The organism is Bradymonas sediminis, from assembly GCF_003258315.1.
Taxonomy (GTDB): Bacteria; Myxococcota_A; Bradymonadia; order Bradymonadales; family Bradymonadaceae; genus Bradymonas; species Bradymonas sediminis.
In genome coordinates, this window is the sequence record NZ_CP030032.1 from 3,055,763 (window position 1) to 3,073,272 (window position 17,510).

Below are 17,510 nucleotides of genomic sequence, written 5' to 3' on the forward strand. Positions count from 1 at the left end.
TCAGGGCCCGAGTCGAGATGTCAGCATTTAGCGATAAATCCACAAATCATGTCCTGGGAGTCGAGACCTTCGTCGCGCGACTTCGCCTCGACAGCCGGGCCGGCGCCCGCCTGGCCAAGCGCCTGCACACCTATGACGCAGCGCTCGGCGCCGCCAACGCCCCGGGCGAGCTCGACAGCGAGCTCCGCCGTCTGCGCAGCGTTGATCGCTGGAGTGACGCGAGCGCCGAGACCCTCGACCTGGCGCGCAAGGCCCTCGTCGAGCTCCCCGAGCTTGAGCGTCCTGCCCGCCAGCTGCGCGCCGAGCAGGTGCTGGGCGAGGCCGAACTATTCAGCGTGAAGCAATTCCTCTACTACGCGACTCAGCTCTTCAGCGCAGCGCCCGAGTTGCTCTTCGACTGGGGCCTGGGCCCCGCGGATGCCTCGCGCAGCGAGAAATTAATGGGGGCCATTCACCCCCAGAAGAACCCCACGCCGCGGTTTCACCTGGCCGCCGAGCTTAGCGCCGAGCTGGAAACCGCCCGGGTGTCGCTGCGCCAGAACAAAAAGCTCGCCCGGCGTCTTCGGCGCGAACTCGAGAGCGCGATCGTCGCTGAATACGGCGGAAGCTTCGATATCCAGGGAAATTTTCGCGCCCCCGACGATCTTCAAATCGACGACCCACGCCTTCGCTATACCCCGAAGGCCTGCCACCTCGCCGACCCCCAACTCAACGCGCTGGATGCCCAAAACGACCGACTTCAGGAAGAGATCGAGGCCCACGAATACGACCTGCGCGCGAAGCTAAGCAAACAGCTGCGCGCCTCGGTCGACTGGCTAATCGGCGTGGAGCGCGTCTTCGCCGACTTCGACCTTCGCCTCGCGAAGGTGCGCCTGCGCCGCGAAATCAACGGCTGCTGGGCGGCGCGACGCGCGTCGCCCGGACTTCGTATCGAGCAGGGCCGCGAACCCGAGGTCCACGCCGCCCTGCAGGCTCAAGGCCAGTCGATGCAGGCGGTCGACCTGGACCTCGACGCGCGCCCCGCCGTAGTCAGCGGTCCGAATATGGGCGGAAAATCCGTCCTCCTTCGCCTCATCGGTCTTTGCCAATGGTGCGCACAGCACGCGATGCCGGTGCCCGCCGCCCATTTTGACTATTCGCCGGTCTCCGCCATAATCTATGTCGGCGCCGAGGAGACGGTCCACCGCCAGAGCACCCAGGGGCTCTCGTCATTTGGCCGCGAGGTCAAACGACTGGTGAAATATTGGGACGCGCCCGCGGATGCGACGCGCCTGTGGCTGCTCGATGAGGTCGGACGCGGCACGCACCCCGATGAAGGGGCCGACATCGCCCTTGAGGTCATCGAAAGCCTGAGCGCGCGGGGCGATCGCGTGGTCGCGGCCACTCACTTTCCCCGGGTCGCAGCCATGAAATCGGCGCAACGTCTGCGCATCGCAGGGCTCCGTGACCCGGCGAAGCTGGAACCTCTGCTCGCCGATGACACCCTTGACGTGCAATATGCGTTGCGCGCGGCCATGGACTATCGCCCCATTTGCGCCGACACTAGCTTCGGCGGGCAAGCCGAAGTGCCCCGCGACGCGCGCCTTGTCGCGCGGGCGCTGGGGCTTAATTTGCACAAAAATTCGACATCATCGGATTAATCGGAAAAGATATTATGACGGACGAAAAAGAGATTAGAATCTCGGGAAGATCGCTTAAAGCCCTGGTGCGCGCGGCCGAAACCCCGGGGATTGGCTTTGCGCTCAAGGAGCGGCTGATGTCTCAGATGGGGCTCGACGCGCTCTTTGAGATGGACCTTCGGGACCAGGGCGAGCCGGCCCTATCACCGACAATGCCCGAAGTTGACCCGCAGATTGGCGTCTTCTCCTTCGAATTCGAATCGGATTTCGACTTCGAGTCGGACTGAATTTATCTGGATATTTGAACATGTTCTTTGCTGATCTCCGAATGACCGCCCGAGACTATGCCCGCGCCTATCGCGATGGGTCACGCACGCCCGAAGATGTCGCCGAGGCGGCGCTTAGGGCGGTTCGCCAGGCCCAGCAACGCCGGCGCCCCCTCGACGCGTTTGTGACCCTCGACGAGCAAGACGTGCGCCGCCAGGCCGCCGCATCGACCCAGCGCTTTGCCGAGAACAACCCGCTCGGCCCGCTCGACGGCGTCCTGATCGCGATCAAAGACGAATTTGACGTCAAGGGCTACCGCACCAGCGTCGGGACGACCTTCCGCGGCAAAACACGCGCGTCCGAAGATGCCGCCGCGGTCGCACGCCTGCGCGAGGCCGGCGCCATCATCTTTGGCAAGACGGCGATGCACGAGATTGGCTTTGGCGGCACCGGCATTAACGCCAAGCATATCACCGCCCGAAACCCCCATGACCTTCGCCGCTGCGCGGGCGGCTCGTCGAGCGGCTCGGCGGCGGTGGTCGCCGCCGGCATCTGCCCGATCGCGCTGGGCAGTGACGCCGGCGGGTCGGTCCGCATCCCCGCCGCGTTCTGCGGCATCTACGGACTCAAGCCCACCTTCGGGCGCATCCCGACCACGGGCGGCTCGATGCTCGCCTGGTCACTCGACCACCTCGGCCCGCTCGGGGCGAGCGTCGACGACCTCGCCCTCTTCTACGACGCCACGGTCGGCGCCGATGCGGGTGACGAGAACACCCGCCACGCCCCGCGCCCGGTCGAGGTCGGCCCCTTGCAGCCCCCGGAGCTCAGCACCCTTCGCTTCGCCTGGAGCGCGCAGATGGGAAAGGATGCACAGGCGCCGATTCCGCACCTTTTCTCCACCGCGATCGCCCAACTCAAGGAGCACGGAGCGCATGTCGAAGAGCGCGTTGTCCCGCATATCCAGCAGGCTCAGCGGGTCGGCTTCGTGACGCTGGCCAGTGAAGCCGCCGCGAGCCAGCGCGACTGGCTGCCCAAATATCGAGAGCAATATAATTGGGACACCCGCCTGCTCCTGGCTATAGGCGCGCGCATCAGCTCCCAGCAATATCTCCACGCCCAGCGCGTGCGCACCATTGTGCGCAACGAATTCTTCAAGCTCTTTGAAGACTTCGACTATTTTATCACGCCCACCACCGGCCTGGTCGCCCCAGAGATCACCAAAGCCTCGCTGGACACCGGCGAAGTTGACTCCCGCATCAATGAATACGTGTCGCGCTATACGTTTTTGGGCAATGTGACCGGCTTCCCCTCAGTCACCATTCCCTGCGGCACCGACGCCGACGGGATGCCCGTGGGCCTCATGATCACCGCCGCGCCCTGGAAAGAAAAAGAGCTCCTTAACGCCGCGGCGGCCTGTGACCAGGTCATGCCGCTCATCGACCGCCCCAAGCTCTTCTTCGATATCTAAGGGCGCCGCGAACGAGCTTCGAGCAAAACAAAAGGAGCAACCATCCCGCGATGGTTGCTCCTTTTTTAATTTTTCACCCAAGCTTTATTCGGCAGCCGCGACCGCCGGAACGCCGCTGAGCCGCCAGCCATTCTTATTGAATCGCCACAGCATCAATAGCCCCAGCGCGGTGATCTCGGCGGTCATGCCAAACCATGCGCCCACCGCGCCGCCGTCCATCACGACACCGAAAAGATAGCTCGATGGCAGCAGCACGAACCACGAGCAGGCGATGCCACCCAACATCGTAAAGCGGGTGTCGCCGACGCCGTTGAGCGCGCCGATGGCGACCATGGCGAGGGCGTCAAATATCTGGAAGAACGCCGCGATCAACAGGAGCTTTCCGCCCAGCTCGATGACCATTGGATCATCGGTAAAGAGGCTTACGATCTGGGAGTTGAAGCTAAAGAAGACCACCGCGCACGCGCCCATCACCCCGAGGGCGAGGAATAGGGTCGAGAGAAAGGATTTTCGAACTTCGTCCAATTTGTTGGCGCCCAGGTATTGGCCGGTCAAAATGGTCGCGGTTTCGCCCAGTCCATATCCCGGCAAAAAGCTGATACTCATCACCTTCAACGCGATCTGATGCGCCGCGACTTGCTCTTCGCCCATGCGCGCCAGGAACGCGGTAAACGCGGCAAACGCCCCGATATTGACCGCGGAGCGCACCCCGATCGGCAAGCCAATGCGCAACAACTCGGGCACGAAGCTCCACTGAATATTGCGAACCCAACCGACACGCCGCACGAAGACGCCAAACGCGATGACCATGCCCAAAACCTGGGCGACGACGGTCGCGACCGCCGCGCCCTCTACGCCCATCGCGGCGATGGGCCCCCAACCAAAGATGAGGATGGGGTCCAGGATAATATTCACCGCGTTCGCCACGAGGTTGATCTTCATGGGTGTGCGCGTGTCGCCGGTGCCCTGGAAATAGTCGCAGAGCGCGACCATGGCGTAGACGAAGAAGGCGCCGAGCACGCGGATCGAGAAATAGTCGCCGGCGATGGCCTGCACCTGCGCCGAGCCGCCCATAATCGCGAAGATCGGTTCGCCGAGGAGCGCCGTCGAGGCGACCATGATCCCCAGCGGAATCGCGATCAGCGTGCCAACCCAACCGGCCATCTTCGCGTCGTCGTGGCGCTTGGCCCCGGTCGCCTGCGAGCTCATGACCTTGGTGCCGTGCAGGACGCCCATAAAAAATGAGTTGAACAAAAAGACGACGATGGTCGCGATACCCACCGCGGCCAACTCGGTCTTGCCGAGCCACCCGACGAATAGCGTGTCGGCCACGTCCATCGCAGTATATGACAGCATCGCGATCACGATCGGCCACCCAATATGCGCGGCCTCGCGGAGGCTGCCTGCCGCGTATACTCGCCGTGGATTCGACCTGGATTTCATGCTCATAACACTTACCTAATTCCGCTTCGACAGACCCATTTTTGTATGGCGTTGTCGGCCGAAGCACTTACCCTTGGCAGCAAAATCACTGCCTTAAAAAAACAAAAAAACCGCCGGCATTGGAGATGCCTGCGGCCTCTAAAGGCGACGGAGTATTCGCGTCATTATCAACGCACCATAGCTCCCAGCAGGCGGCGATTCCGGTCGCCACCGCAAATAATTTGAAACCAAATGCTCAGAAAAACACCTCGCTGCGTTGGAGAAACGGTCCCGCCAATCATCGTCGAATTTTTCTGCATGCGACCTACCTTTTGCGAAGAAATCTCAAATCTTGCTGCGCCTACGCTCGCTGCCGGCAAATCCCCGCGCGAACAACCGACCTCCAACATAATTGAAAACGTGGGTCAAGCGGATACTGAGCAATCCCAAAATCAGACGCGCCCCGCGATTTGAAATCGCGGGGCGCGTCGATTTTGCGGGCGGGATTTAAAGCAATACGCCGTGCAAATTATTCCTCTTTGGTCGCATTGCCCAGGACCACGTCCGGATCGACATCTTCGTCAATCGTCGCCGTGACGACCTCGTCGGCGGCGTCCTCTTCGGGCGGGTCGTTGGGCTCATACTCAAAGATAAAGTCACCCGAGTCACCGAGCAGCACGTGGACGGTGCCGCCGTATTGAAGCTGGCCGAAGAGAATCTCCTCTGCCAACGGGCGCTTGATGCGCTCCTGAATGACACGTGCCAGCGGTCGCGCGCCGAGCAATTCGTCGTAACCCTCGGTGGCCACCAGGTTGCGCGCGGCCGGGCTCAGCTCGATATGCACGTTGCGGTCGGAGAGCTGGAACTCGAGCTCGCTGACGAATTTGTCGACGACCATCGCGACCACTTCGGTGGGGAGCGGGTCGAAGATTACGGTCGCGTCCAGCCGGTTTCGGAACTCCGGCGGGAATTGCTTCTCGATGGCCTTGACCGATTTATCCACGTCGACGCCGCGGCCGAAGCCAACGACATTCTGCGCCATATCGGCGGCCCCAGAGTTACTGGTCATGATGACCGTGACGTTTCTGAAGTCGGCCTCGCGCCCGTTATTATCAGTCAGGCGCGCGGTATCCATGACCTGCAACAGGATATTGAAGATATCCGGATGGGCCTTCTCAATCTCATCGAGGAGCAAGACGCAATGCGGGTTATTGCGGATCTTCTCGGTGAGCAGGCCACCCTGATCATAGCCAACGTAGCCGGGAGGCGCGCCGATAAGCCGGCTCACGGCGTGGCGCTCCATATACTCACTCATGTCGAATTGGATAAATTCGACGCCCAGACCGCTGGCGAGTTGACGCGCGACCTCGGTCTTACCGACGCCGGTGGGGCCGGCGAAGAGGAAGCTGCCGACGGGCTTGTCGGCCCGGGTCAGGCCGGCGCGGTTCATCTTCACCGCGCTGACCACTGCCTCAATCGCGCGGTCCTGGCCAAAGACGTTGTCTTTCAGGCCAGCCTCAAGCTCCTGGAGGCGCTGCTTCTCGCTGCCCTTGATCTTGATATCCGGGATGCGGGCGATCTTGGCCACGACATGCTCGATATCGGGCACATCAATCAGGCTTCCGGAGAAGAGTTCGGGGTGCACCCGGTGGCGCGAGCCCACCTCATCGATCACGTCGATGGCGGTGTCCGGCAGCGCGCGGTCCCGGATATGTTTATGCGCCAACTCGACCGCCATCTCGATGGCCGCGTCGGTATATTTCACCTCGTGGAAGTCCTCGTAATACTTCTTGATCCCCTTGAGGATCGTGAAGGCTTCCTCTTTGGTCGGCTCGAGTACGTCGATCTTCTGGAAGCGCCGGGCCAGGGCGCGGTCACGCTCGAAGGTCTTTCGGTACTCTTCCTGGGTGGTCGAGCCGATGCATTTCAGGCTGCCCTCGGCCAGGGCGGGCTTGAGAATATTGGAGGCGTCCATGGTGCCGCCGCTGGTCGCGCCGGCGCCCACGATGGTGTGAATCTCGTCGATAAAGAGGACGGCGCCCGGCTCCTTTTTCAGCGCGTTCATCACGGCCTTAAGGCGCTGCTCGAATTGGCCACGGAATTTGGTCCCCGCCAAAAGCCCGCCCATATCGAGCGAGTAGATCTTGGCGTTAACCAGCACCTCGGGCACCTCGCCCAGGGCGATTTTACGCGCCAGCCCTTCCGCAATCGCGGTCTTACCGACGCCGGGCTCACCGACAAAGATCGGGTTATTCTTGCGGCGCCGGCACAGGACCTGGATGGTGCGGTCGATCTCGTGGGCGCGCCCGATCAGCGGGTCAATCTCGCCGTTATGGGCGCGCTTTACCAGGTCGGAGCAATACGCTTGTAGTGGGTTTTGCAAGGCTTCGGCCTCCTGGTCGTCGCCGGGAAACCCAGCGCCCCATCCCGGATCTGGCTCGTCGCCGCCCTCTTCTTCCGCGTCGTCGATCTTGGAGATTCCATGGGAGAGATAGCTAACAATATCAAGCCGGCTGACACCCTGCTCCTGCAGAAAATACACCGCGTGGGAGTCCGGCTCGCTGAAGATGCTCACGAGCACATTGCCGCCGTCGACCTCGCTTTTACCCGAGGAGCGCACGTGCATGATCGCGCGCTGCATCACCCGCTGAAACGCGATCGTCTGCACCGGCTCGCTGCCGACGCCTTCGGATAGGGTGTCGACGTTGGTGTCCAGGAATTCTTCCAGGTCTGCCTTCAACTTGCCGAGATTACATCCCACGCTTTTTAAGATCTTGCGCGTCGTCTCATCGAAGCAGAGCACATATAAGAGGTGCTCAAGGGTCAAATATTCGTGGCGGCGCTGGCGAGCTTCGCGCACGGCCGCCGAAAGGGCTATTTCCAAGTCGCGCTGGATCATGGCTATTGTTCTCGGTCAGGGATTCCGCCAAACGGTTTCTCGCCGCGGCGTTTTCATCGAATCTGAGTATCTATGCGTCTCTATAAAACAGCATCCGTCACATCGTCGGCTTCATCAGTGCGCCACCCACCTCTCATACGACGGCGGGGTTAAATCAAACGCGCGAGCCCATTGAATTCATTCCGGCTCCATCGTCACCATCAGCGGGTGCCCCTCGCGGCGCGCGCAATCGCGGGTTAAAAACACCTTGGTCTCAGCCACCTCCCGGCTAAACACCCCGGCAACCCCATGCCCGGTTTTATGAACCTCGAGCATCACCTGCGCGGCGCGCGCCGGCGAGCAGTTAAAGATTCCCTCCAAGACCCGCACCACGAACTCCATCGTGGTGAAATCATCGTTGTGGAAGATGACCTTGAATAGCCTGGGCTTCTGGACTCGAGTTGTGTTGTCGACGGCAACATCGCCTTCCTCGTCACGCTGGGTCACTTTTACGACTCTCCAAAATGCGGGTGAATAATGACTGACTGGCACTTAAAATAGGCACGCATATTAAGTTTTACTACCACGGATACACGCGCCGATTCAAAAAAATTCCATCCGAATTAGCGACTACGGGATTGCGCCTTCGCCCCCCGTGAAGACGGGTCAGTCGACACCTGGGCGATGCGGGCGGGCAAGCGCGCCGCGCCCCAGCTCAATCCCCGCCACCGTGTATAGAATTTCACCGCGCGTTAATCCAGCGCCTTCCACGCCCCAGGCAGCGTTTCGCCCGCGGGTCCCAGCCCCAACGCAGTGCGTCTGCCGCCTCAATACTGACAATAAGCGCATTTCAGCAGCCCCCAAGTCCCGATGAATAAAAGCGAACAAATTGCGCGCCATTTTATCCAGAATTGCCACCCTTATGATCATCTGCTAGGGCCAACTCAGTCAGCCCTTTTTCTTCGCCACAGCGCCCCGCGCTGTCGCGGCTGTGTTCACTCCCCTGCCCCACGAGGCTTCGCAGATGACCGCTTCTCCCGAGACGACCGATCCCTTCGAGTGGTTTGGGCGCTGGTTTGACCGCGCTTGCGCCGAGATTGACGCCAACCCGGACGCGATGAGCCTGGCCAGCGTGGCCCCCGGCGGACAACCCTCCATCCGCCAGGTCTTGCTCAAAGACTTCGGCCCCGAGGGCTTCGTCTTCTACACCAATTATAACTCCCGCAAGGCCCGCGAGCTCGACGCCCACCCCGCCGTCGCCCTGACCTGGTATTGGCGCGGCATCGAGCGCCAGATCCGCGTCGAGGGCCTGGCCGAGCGCGTCGACGCCGCGACCTCCGACGCCTATTTTGCCACCCGCTCGCGCCCCAGCCAGCTGGGCGCCTGGGCCTCCCTGCAATCCCAACCGCTGCCGAGCCCCGACGCCCTGGCCGAGCGCATGGCCCAATTCGAGCAGAAGTTCCGCGACCAGGACGTCCCGCGCCCGCCGCACTGGGGCGGCTACCGCGTGGTCCCCACGCGCATCGAGTTCTGGGAAGGCGCCGCGCACCGCCTCCACGAGCGCTGGATATTCGAGCGCGAGGACGCCACGAGCCCCTGGGAAATCACACAGATCTTTCCGTAAGCGGCCGCCCCCCCAATGGCGCGACCTCATCGAGTCCGCGCCCCCCGGGCCTCGTTTCGCCGGGCCGCGGAAGAATTTGCCCGCTTGATCGTTGTACCCTCGGATGATCTTTTGTATGGATCAGCCCTGCTTTTGGCCCCGTGGCTCATATCGCATTGGCTGTATAGATATTGACCCGGCGTGCGCACCTCATCGCAAAGCAATCACCGGGCTTTTAACACCCCGAAATTCCGCGACTCAAAGGAGAAGACCCATGAAATTTCGACGCAAAATTTATATGGTTGGCGGCGCTCTGACGCCCTTTATCGGCAAGATGCACCCCGACTTCATCTGGAAGAAGCACCCGGATTTCGGCACCCGTGAGAACCCCACGCTCGAGGAAACCCTGAGCGCGGCGATCCAGAAGGCGCTGGCCGACACCAACGTCGACGCCGACGCCATCGAGAAGGGGTTTATCGGCAACTTCGCCGGCGAACTTTTCTCGAACCAGGGCCACCTGGGCGCCATGGCGGTTCGCGCAGACGAGAAGCTCAACGGCAAGCCCTTCACCCGCGTTGAGGGTGCGTGTGCCTCCGGCGGCCTGGCCGCCATCGGCGCCATCGACGCGCTCAACGCCGGCTACGACGTCGTGATGGCCGCAGGCGCCGAGGTGCAGACCACGGTGAGCGCGCGCGAAGGCGCGGGTTTCCTGGCACGCGCGTCCCACTGGGAAGAGGAGCGTGAGATCGACGACTTCACCTTCCCGGCGATGTTCGCTCGGCGCGCGAAATTCTATAAAGAGAAATTCGGCGTCACCGACGAAGATATCGCCCACGTCACGGTGAAGGCGTACGCCAACGCCAATAAGAACCCGCTGGCGCATATGCGCGAGGTCACGATGACGCTTGAGAACGCGTCGGCTGCCAGCGACCGCAACCCGGCGTTTTTGCGCAACCCCGAGCTCAAAGAGCACCTGAAGGTCAGCGACTGCTCCCAGGTCAGCAACGGCGGCGCGGCGGTCATCCTCGCCAGCGAAGACGGCCTCAAAAAGCTCGGCATCGACCCGAGCGATTGCGTCGAGATCCTCGGCTACGCCCACACCACCTCGCCGCTGGGCCGGGTCAACGACTATACCGTGCTCGACAATACCGAGCTTGCGGCCAAGCAGCTCTATGAAGAGACCGGCCTTCGCCCCTCCGACATCGACGTCGCCGAAGTTCATGACTGCTTCGCGGTCACCGAATTGTTGATGTACGAAGCCCTCGGATTCGCCGAGCCCGGCAAAGGTGCCGAGCTTGCGCGCTCCGGCGCCACCGCCATCGACGGCGACATCCCGGTCAACACCGGCGGCGGACTCATCGCCTACGGTCACCCGGTCGGCGCCACCGGCGTCAAGCAGCTCCTCGAGATCTATCGTCAGATGAAGGGTCAATGCGGCGACTACCAGATGCCCAACGCCCCGACGGTCGGCCTGACGGCCAATATGGGCGGCGACGACCGCACCACCGTGGTCATGGCGCTTAAGAATGTCGACTGATTAAGCCCAGCGTTAGCCCGGACTCACCGACGGCCCGCCCATTGTCAATGGGCGGGCCGTCGTTTTATATCGACTCATTTCGCCCCGGGGCTTTCTTTTCGGCCTGGTGTGCTTAAATAGTAGGCGGCTTTGACGCCCCCAATCGCGCAGACCTATGCTCATTGCGCATCTCTTTGAACCCCCTTGAGCCCGCGTCAAACGTTTGACACACCGCGTCATTTCGATTAATCAGCGATGATGGTTCTTTAAATTAATACGCTATTCTTTTTGTGAGGCACCCAGCATGGCCGAGAAACCCACCCCAAAAGGTATCGAAGAGCTCGCACAGGTGAAATTCGTCGGACCGGCCAAGGCCGAGGCGATCATCGAACAGCTTGGCATCAATACGGTTGAGGAGCTTGTTGAGGTCTCCAAAAATGGCGAGCTTCAGAAGGTCAAAGGGATCGGCGCGGCGCTGGCCAAAAAGATTCACGCCGCGGCTAAAGAGGCGCTACAGGCGTCTGCTGCGGAGGTAAAAGACGCCCAGAAAGATGCCCCCAAGAAGGCGGCGAAACCGGCGCCAACCGAGAAAACCAAGGCGGCGCCGGCCGCCCAAAAGGCCGAGAAGCCCACGGTTGAGAAGAAGACCGAAAAGAAAGCCGCAGCCCCGGCCAAAGCGCCCAAGTCGGCGCCCGAGAAAATGACCCCGCTGCCCAAGCCGCCCGCGCAGCCGGCGAAACTCTCTCCGCGTGACGCCCGCGTGCTTCGTTTCATCGAAACGCTTCGATGCCCGGCCTGCGGACACGATGATTTTGACCGTGGTGCCACCACCCTGACCTGCAAGGCCTGCCACCGCGAGTATAATTTTCACAGCGGCGTCGCCGACCTCGCTCCGCCCAAGCCCAGCGGACGAAGCGTCACCCAGCGACTGATGGAGTCGCGCATCTACGCGCGCTTCTACGAAGACATCATGCGCCCGCGCCTCACCGGGATCATCTCGGACCGAACCCTCGGCGAAGAGTATATCCTGGCCGGCGAGATGCTCGACCTGGAGGCGGACTCTCGCCTGCTCGACGTGGCCGTGGGCACGGCAAACTTCACCCGCTATTTTGCCCAGCGCCTGCTTGAGCTCTCGGGCAGTGACGAAGAGAAGTCACTGGTGGTCGGCATGGACCTGTCCTGGCCGATGCTTGAGACCGCGCGCACGTATCTTCGCCGCGACGGGCTCGACGACGACGTCTTCTTGATCCGCGGCGACGCGGCGCGCATCCCGGCACGCCGGGGCGCCTATAATCGCCTGCATTGTGCCGGCGCGCTGCACCTGATGGATAATATCGATGAGGCGTTGCGCAACTTCGCGCGCGTGCTCGAGGCCGACGGAATTTGCGTCATCAGCACGTTTATCCAGGGCGATGGCCTGCTGCGCCGCACCCTTAAGCGCGCCGCAGAGGTGCCGACGCAATTCCACTGGTTTACCCGCGAGGAGTTGCACCAACGTCTGCGCCGCGCCGGCTTTGAGGTCATGGAAGACAGCATTGCAGGCGACGCGATCACGGTCAAAGCTCTGCGAACCTGAGCCCACCCGGCGCAGCTCGCGCCGGCGGAGCCACCGATGCTCTCTAAACTCCTGCGCGACGCACTCTCGACGGGTGCGTCGCGCCAAAAAACACCGCCCCCCGAACTCCTGCGCGAGGTCTGGCCGACCTTGCTCGGCGAGCCCCTTTGCCACCGCACCCAACCCAAATATTTGCGCGATAAGACGCTGGTCATCGCCGTGGCAAGCGACGCCTGGCTAAAGGAAATCAAGCGCCACAAGCGCTCGGTTCACGCGCGCATCCATCGCCTGCTGCCGTGGCGCGTCAACCGCCTCGAGTTCGTCGTCGAGAACCTGCCCGCCGCGCCGCGCAGCGGGGCTAAGGCGCCCGACGACGCCCCCGCGCTCCCGAACCTCGACACGCTCGACGCAAACACCCAGGACAACCTCGCACGCCTTGACGATAAGACCCGCGATTTAATGTTGCGAATTCGCGCGCATATGGACGCTGAAAAGCCCGAATAGGCGCGCTGAACACCCGCCCCCACCTTTTCGAATCTTAGGGCGATTGCCCGAGCACTGCCTCAAGGGCCAGCGACACCCGCTCGGCCAGCACATCAAGCTCCGTGCGCAATTGCTCGCCGGCGCTGCCCCCCTGAAACCCGAGGCGGCGCGCCAGGATATTCAATTCCTCGACCTCGGTCGGCAATTGGTTCGACGCCCGAAGATCGCTCATACGAAGCCGCGCCTCCACCCGCCGCAACATACGGTAGTCTTCGAGCAATTGCAGGCAGTCGATGCCCAGGGATATCTCCTCGCGCTCCACGGCCTCGGCGAACCCGGCCAACGCGTGCATCGTATTCTGGCTGCGCGGGCCAAAGACTACGCCCTCGCCCAATCGCTGCGCCACCGAATCCACCTCGGCTCGGCCAGCCTCAGCCCCGTCAATATTGCTGACGCGACGGCCATAATAGAGTTGGAGGTATTGGGTCAGAAACTCCACATCGACCATGCCACCGGCGTCGAATTTTATATCGAAGCTGGTCCCCGCGCTGCCAAATTCTCGGCTGATACGCCGGCGCATCTCAAACATCGCCCTGGCCAGATCGGCCGGATTCTCGCTCTCAAACGCAATCTTTTGGCGCAGGGCCATCAGCCGTCGGCGAAGGCCTGGCGGACCGGTCAACGCGCGCGCCCGCACCATCGCCTGGCGCTCCCAGAGGTCGGCGTGCATCGCATGATACTCCCGGAAGGCATCCAGGCTCACGACGAGCGTCCCCTGGGAGCCCGACGGGCGCAGGCGCGTGTCGACCTCATACATTTTCCCCTGCGCGCTCACGGACGACAGGTTTCGCACCAGCCGTTGGGCCAGACGCATATAGAACGAGGGGTCGAAGCCAAGTGTGTCGTCGGGCTCGTAGATAAAGACGATATCGAGGTCGCTGCCAATTGAGATCTCACGCCCGCCGAGCTTCCCCATCGCGAGGACGACGAACCCAAGCTCCTCAAGCGGCGGCACCGGCCGGTCGCCCTCAAGCCCCTCGCAGAGGTTGGCGTAGACCTCGCCGAGCACCGCGTCGATCAAGACTTCGGCGAGCATCGACAATTGCCGCACGGACACCTCGATCTCGCAGGCACCGGCGACCTCGTGCAGCGCGATGCGCAGCACCTCTTCCTGGTGAAAGCGGCGCACACGCCCCAGCCGATGGCTCGGGTCTTTGATCCCCGAGAGACGCCGCGCTAACTCGTCGGCCATCTCATCGCGCTCGCGCACCACCGCAACGGTGGAAGACCCGAGCAAATAGTCGATGATATTGGGCTCACGCAAAATGATCGACGCCAGAAATTCGCTCGACCCCAGCACGTGCACCAGCAGCCGCGTGGCGTGCGGGTTCTCAAAGAGCATCCCATAAAAGCTCGGGCGGTCGCCGATGATCGCCGATAACCTCGCCCAATTGCTCAGCGCCTGGTCGGGGTCCGGCGCGCTCGCGCAAGCCTGCAAAAGATATCGCCCGAGCTGGCTCTGTTCGGTGCCCGCCCGAAGCCCAAAGGGCCCGTAATTCTGCTCGCGCAACACCTGCACCTGCCCGGCGACCTGGCGCGGGCGCCGAAAGCCCAGCGCCACCAGGGAGTCAAGGACCACGGGGTCAAAGAGGCGCTCCGGGCTCACCCCCATCACCGTGACGAGCTCGCTCGGGCGCGACTCGCGCACCGTCGGCTCGCGCGAGGTCTTCGCCGAATCCCTAAAGAGGCGCTCGAAAATAACCGCGACCTTCTCGCGCGAGTACGTCAACGCGCTGCGCAGCGCGTCTTCGTCCATCAACATGCGCTGCGCCAGGCGCTGAAAGCCGTCGACGTCGGCAGGAAGCCGGTGTGATTGGCGGTCTGACTCCATCTGAATGCGGTGCTCCACGCGCCGAAAAAGGTCGTAGGCATCGGCCAGGCAGCGGTGATCCTCGTGCGTGATCAACCCGACATAGAGCAGGCGATCCAGCGCCTCGAGGGTGCCGCGCACCCGCAAGGACTCGCGTGTGCCGCAGTGGATGAGTTGCAGGGCCTGCACGAAGAATTCGATTTCACGGATGCCACCCACCCCGATCTTCACGTCCCAGCCAAACGGCGAGGCGTCGCGCGCATCTCGGCGCTGGTCGGCCTCCGCGGGCTCGGACGGCGTGGGCGCCTTCGCGCCGGAATTGCCCCCGTTGCTCCCGGCGGATGGCTCCGGGCGAACCTCTTTAGCCAGCACCTTGCCGGCGCGGCTGCGACGCAACGCCCCGGTGCGCCCCAGCTTCTTTCGCATCCGTGACTGCAACGCGGAGACCGGCCGAGTCGGCTCCAATTGGGGCAGCACTTCCTGCTCCTTCAGACCCACGATGGCCGAGACATGCGCGTTTCGGTCAATCTTCTCCTTCATCGAGCGCAGCTCGTCGATCACCTTAAAGTCGAGGTAGCGCCGGAACATAAACGGTTCGAGCTCCTCAAAAAGCGCGTCCGCCAGGGCGTGATTTCCGCCCACCGCCCGCGCCTTAATCAAAGCGCTTCGCTCCCAGGTGCTCCCCCAATTAAGGTAATAATTGACCATCGCGCCGACCGAGTTAACCAGCCCGCCTTTATTGCCGTCGGGCCGAAGCCGCAGGTCCACTCGGAACACATATCCTTCGTCGGTCGCCTCGCTCATCGCACGCGTCACCCAACGCCCGAGCTGGTCGATCTTTGATTTAAGGCCTTCGTCGAGCGCCGCCGGGTCGGTGCAGATCCAATTTGAGCAGATATAAATAAGGTCGACATCGGAGCTGAAATTAAGCTCGGTGCCGCCGAGCTTGCCCATGCCGAGCACGCAAAAATGCTCGACCAGCTCGGGGCGCCCCAGCAGCCTGGCGCCCTGCACGCACGCGACCTCCAGGCAGGCCTGGGCGAGGTTGGCGATCTCGGCGGCCGTCTGGCGCACCGAACTGGCGTTTTCAACCTCGCGCAAATAAATCCGCAGCGACTCTCGCCGCTTCAACCGGCGAAGCTCGGCAAACGCGACCTCCTCGAGAGCGCGCCCATCCGCCACGCCCGCGTCGATGCGCGCGTTAAGCTCGTCTAAGAGCGACTCGAGCCCGCGCCCCACATAATTTCTCTGCTGATTAAGATGCCCCTCGGCCAGGTATAAAAGGTCATCGGGGTGGCGCTGCAGAAGATGCGCCGGGTGCTCGCCCTGGCCGGCCAGAATGATAAAAACACCCAGCGCACCGGGCGCGGCGAGTCGGCGCGCGCCGCCCTCCTCCTCGCTGAATTGCAGCAGATATAACAGCGTGTCGGCCGGGTCTGCGACCTGCAAAACTCCCGCCAAGATCTCCGCCACTTGGGCCAACGCAAAACGCCCCTCACGGACGCCCAGGTTCAGGCGCGTGAGGAGCGTGTCGACGCGCTCAGGGGTATCGGTGCGCGCCCTCAAGGCGGGCAGATACTCCTGAGCTATCGCGTTAAAGTTCACCTATCAGCCCTGCACCTTCTTAATTTCCTCGTACTCGTTTTGATAGAGCATCGCGTTATCCAACACGATATTCAGGTTCTTGCGGTTGCCCTCGTTATAGACCTCGGCATCGTAATCGCGCATCTGACGCGCCATATCGAGCATCTCGTCGCAAATGCGCGACAAAAGGACCAGGTCACGCGAGGCGCGGTCTTTGCCGGCAAAATGCTCGCGATACTGCTCCATCGCCCAGTTTGCGCCGGCACCGAAATTCCCCGGAAGGTCGCCTTCTGCGACGTTGCGTCGGGCGTTCTGAATCTCGCCAAACTCCGTGCGATAGGTCTCTAATTGCGTCTCAACAATCTTGATATTGTTGCGATTCTGCTCGTTATTAAGCCCACCCTCGTCAAGCTTTTTCATCTGCGCGCCGACCTCTTCGAGGGTCGCGATCAGGCGGTGCATCAGGCCGGGGCGGCGCGAAACGCGCGGGCGTCCGGCGAAATGAAAGTTGTAGACCGCGAATTGCTCGTTGGCCAACGTCGCCAGATAGCTGGCCAACTCGTCGGGCTGAGCGTTGGCGCGCGCGTTGAGAATATGGTCGCGCTCCTTGCGATAAAGAGCGGTGTTGTTGCGCACGGTCTTGAGGTCCTCGCGCACCGAACGCATATCTTTTTTGGTCAGAAGCTTCTTCATCTGCGCTTCGGTCAGCTCAAGCTCCGAGATCATCTCGTTGAGACGCCCCAGGTCACGGGTGGCGCGGCCCTGGCCGGCGAAGTGGCGGAAATACTGCCCAAACTGCAGATTCGCCCAGGTCGCAAGCTTGCTGCCTTCGATCGCGGTCTCGCCCTGGGCCTGAACCCGCGCGATCTCTTTGCGCTCGGTGTCATAGGTCTCCAGGTTCTCGACCGCCTGCTCCACCATCGACGCAAGCGCCGGGTCCTGGGCGACGTTGCCCGCAGCGCGCGCCTCGTTCACCAGCGCTTCGAGTTTCTTGATGATATCATCAAGCTCGCTGATGGTGCGCGTGGCGCGAGGCTTGCCCGCAAATCGCGCGCCATACTCGTTATAAAGGGCCTGAGTCTGGTCACGAAAGTCTTTCAAATTAAGAGTTGCCATAAAATATACTGCTCACGAGATGGTGTTGGTGGTTTGATATGAATGGGATGCACAAAATGCGGCATATCAGTCGGCCGGTCTACAGCTCAAAAACCGAAGCGAGAAGCCCGATAGCGCGGCGCGCATTAA

At 62.1% G+C, this 17,510-nt stretch carries 12 protein-coding genes; 7 read left to right on the top strand and 5 right to left on the bottom strand.

Features of this window, described 5'->3' with window-relative positions:
• The first annotated feature begins 17 nt into the window (after positions 1-17).
• The 3 genes from DN745_RS11520 to DN745_RS11530 are packed head-to-tail and all read left to right on the top strand — an operon-like array spanning position 18 to position 3,354.
• The gene (locus tag DN745_RS11520; protein WP_111335000.1) at positions 18-1,640 is read left to right on the top strand and encodes a MutS-related protein; all 1,623 of its coding nucleotides are present in this window, start codon (positions 18-20) and stop codon (positions 1,638-1,640) included.
• Between the two features lie 14 nt (positions 1,641-1,654).
• Positions 1,655-1,906 carry a hypothetical protein gene (locus tag DN745_RS11525; protein WP_111335002.1) on the top strand — a complete coding sequence of 84 codons (252 nt, stop codon included), beginning with the start codon at positions 1,655-1,657 and terminating at the stop codon, positions 1,904-1,906.
• Positions 1,907-1,947: 41 nt separating this feature from the next.
• On the top strand, positions 1,948-3,354 hold the full coding sequence (locus DN745_RS11530; protein ID WP_162687623.1) for an amidase: 1,407 nt from the start codon (positions 1,948-1,950) through the stop codon (positions 3,352-3,354).
• An 84-nt stretch (positions 3,355-3,438) separates the two neighbouring features.
• On the opposite strand, the gene DN745_RS11535 is transcribed toward DN745_RS11530, so the two are convergent.
• From DN745_RS11535 to DN745_RS11545, 3 genes are all read right to left on the bottom strand, one after another.
• Entirely contained in the window at positions 3,439-4,803 is a 1,365-nt protein-coding gene (locus DN745_RS11535; protein ID WP_111335006.1) for an MATE family efflux transporter, read from the bottom strand.
• A gap of 502 nt (positions 4,804-5,305) precedes the next feature.
• Positions 5,306-7,675: an ATP-dependent Clp protease ATP-binding subunit ClpA gene (gene clpA, locus DN745_RS11540; protein WP_111335008.1), complete on the bottom strand. Its 2,370-nt coding sequence runs from the start codon at positions 7,673-7,675 to the stop codon at positions 5,306-5,308.
• 177 nt (positions 7,676-7,852) lie between these two features.
• Positions 7,853-8,161 carry an ATP-dependent Clp protease adaptor ClpS gene (locus DN745_RS11545; RefSeq protein ID WP_111335010.1) on the bottom strand — a complete coding sequence of 103 codons (309 nt, stop codon included), beginning with the start codon at positions 8,159-8,161 and terminating at the stop codon, positions 7,853-7,855.
• Between the two features lie 517 nt (positions 8,162-8,678).
• On the opposite strand from DN745_RS11545, the gene pdxH reads away from it, so the two are divergent.
• From pdxH to DN745_RS11570, 4 genes are all read left to right on the top strand, one after another.
• Positions 8,679-9,278 carry a pyridoxamine 5'-phosphate oxidase gene (gene pdxH, locus DN745_RS11555; protein ID WP_111335014.1) on the top strand — a complete coding sequence of 200 codons (600 nt, stop codon included), beginning with the start codon at positions 8,679-8,681 and terminating at the stop codon, positions 9,276-9,278.
• A gap of 253 nt (positions 9,279-9,531) precedes the next feature.
• Entirely contained in the window at positions 9,532-10,794 is a 1,263-nt protein-coding gene (locus DN745_RS11560) for a thiolase C-terminal domain-containing protein (RefSeq protein WP_162687625.1), read from the top strand.
• A gap of 283 nt (positions 10,795-11,077) precedes the next feature.
• Positions 11,078-12,349 (top strand): methyltransferase domain-containing protein, encoded by a 1,272-nt coding sequence (locus tag DN745_RS11565; protein ID WP_111335018.1) that lies wholly within the window; start codon positions 11,078-11,080, stop codon positions 12,347-12,349.
• Between the two features lie 36 nt (positions 12,350-12,385).
• Positions 12,386-12,832, top strand: a complete 447-nt coding sequence (locus DN745_RS11570; RefSeq protein WP_111335020.1) for a DciA family protein — start codon at positions 12,386-12,388, stop codon at positions 12,830-12,832.
• Between the two features lie 34 nt (positions 12,833-12,866).
• Here DN745_RS11570 and DN745_RS11575 read toward each other — a convergent pair whose 3' ends face one another.
• Both DN745_RS11575 and DN745_RS11580 read right to left on the bottom strand, forming a co-directional pair.
• Complete coding sequence (locus tag DN745_RS11575) at positions 12,867-16,286, bottom strand: [protein-PII] uridylyltransferase family protein (protein WP_111335022.1); 3,420 nt, start codon at positions 16,284-16,286, stop codon at positions 12,867-12,869.
• A 3-nt stretch (positions 16,287-16,289) separates the two neighbouring features.
• Entirely contained in the window at positions 16,290-17,381 is a 1,092-nt protein-coding gene (locus tag DN745_RS11580) for a hypothetical protein (protein WP_133622164.1), read from the bottom strand.
• Positions 17,382-17,510 lie beyond the last annotated feature (129 nt).